Origin of the sequence: Streptomyces sp. NPDC002734, from assembly GCF_040295685.1 — a bacterium.
In the GTDB taxonomy this organism is placed as follows: domain Bacteria; phylum Actinomycetota; class Actinomycetes; order Streptomycetales; family Streptomycetaceae; genus Streptomyces.
On record NZ_JBEOVU010000077.1, the window covers coordinates 1 to 1,447 of the forward strand.

At 66.2% G+C, this 1,447-nt stretch carries 1 protein-coding gene; it reads right to left on the minus strand.

The genetic code is table 11. The features are described from left to right. Positions 1-290: 290 nt before the first annotated feature. The coding region (locus tag ABT026_RS32110; protein ID WP_351118729.1) for a hypothetical protein at positions 291-1,447 on the minus strand (1,157 nt) is incomplete at its 5' end.

Consider the following 1,447-nt stretch of genomic DNA (forward strand, 5'->3'; position numbering starts at 1 on the left):
GGCCCTTTCTTCATGCGCACCCCGTCGCCAACTCACCCGATCCAGGGCCCTGTTCGATCAAGAGCGAGCGCGCGGACGGAAGGACAACAACTTCTGATGGACGCTGTCTTCACGATGCAGACCGAACTCAACCTGCCGCTTGAGTTCGACGCGGTGGTCGAGGCGGCTGCCTGATGCGTGTCTGCGAATGTGTGGTGCCTCAGCCGGATGATCAACTGGGGGCACCACACGTTCGGCTTCCCCTGAAACAGGTCAAGGGGCCATGCGCGGCCTCTGCAGGCGCGCCTACGTCAAGGCTTCTCATCCTCCTTCTGCTTCGGCAGGATTCGCAGAGCCATGACGGTGCCGTCGTCGCCGAAGGAAACGGGACCCCACTGCGGGGCTGTGGTGCCGATCGGGTAGGTGTCGCGTAGCGCGTACGCCCGAGCGCGGTATGCCTCCACCTGTCCCTTGACCAACAGGTCGTACAGTTCCTCGGCCATCCCTGAGAACGCCTCGACACGGACCCGGTTGAGTCGGAACACCTGATCCGTTCCGACGTAGACGGTCGCGCCGATCGTGTGTCGCGCGTCGCGGACGCTGGACGAACCGGCGAAGGTCTGCTGCTCGTAGTGTTTGTGACCCTGTTTGTCGGTCAGGTATTGGGCGATTTCGGTGCCGGCTCCAGCGAAGGCCAGCTGGCCTGCGGCCCCGGTGCGCGCGAGCAGTTGGCCGAACCAGCCAAGCTCCTTGCGGGGGATGAGGAACCCGTCCCGGGTCCGCTCTTTGCGACCGTCGGCAGGCACCTTCACGGCGCCGGCGTAGACGAGGTTCCGCTCCGACAGCACTGCGTCCGCACTGCCTCGCCCTATGGCCGGCCTCGCGGGCAGTACTGCTTCGCCGAGGGCTTGCAGGGCGTTGACGGTGATGCCGTCCAGCGCGAGTAGTTCGGTGGACATCAACAGGCACGGCGTGGTGTTCCACTCGGCGAGGTGAAAGTGCTCGGCGCGTTCGCTGCCCCTGGCCAGCTGCTTGAATGCCGAGCGGTCGGTCTTGGCGGTGCGCTTGTTGGCCTTCTGGTGGTTGCCGTTGACCGTCACCGCGAAGATGCGCGACGGCTCGCCTGGGCGCCACGCTTCAATGAAGAAGTCGGGCCGCGGCCGGGCTCCCAGAGACGGTCGCGGGCCGGAGCGCGCGAAGCCCGCCAGGAGTATGGCTTCCGCGTCCAGCGTGGAGATCATGTGGTCCGGGAAGCGATTCCGGACGGTGCGTTCAGCGACGGCGACTCCGAACGCTCGGCCCAGTTCTCGTGCCTGCATGGCCCTGTAGGAGAGTTCCGGACTCTGGCCCTCGTCGGTCAGCGCCATGTGACCGCCAGGGCCGGTGGCCAGGGCCTGGCAGTACTTCAGTCCTTGCCAGTGTTCGGCCAGTCCTCTGCCGCGTCCCTGTCGGGCGAGGGTGGTGGCTC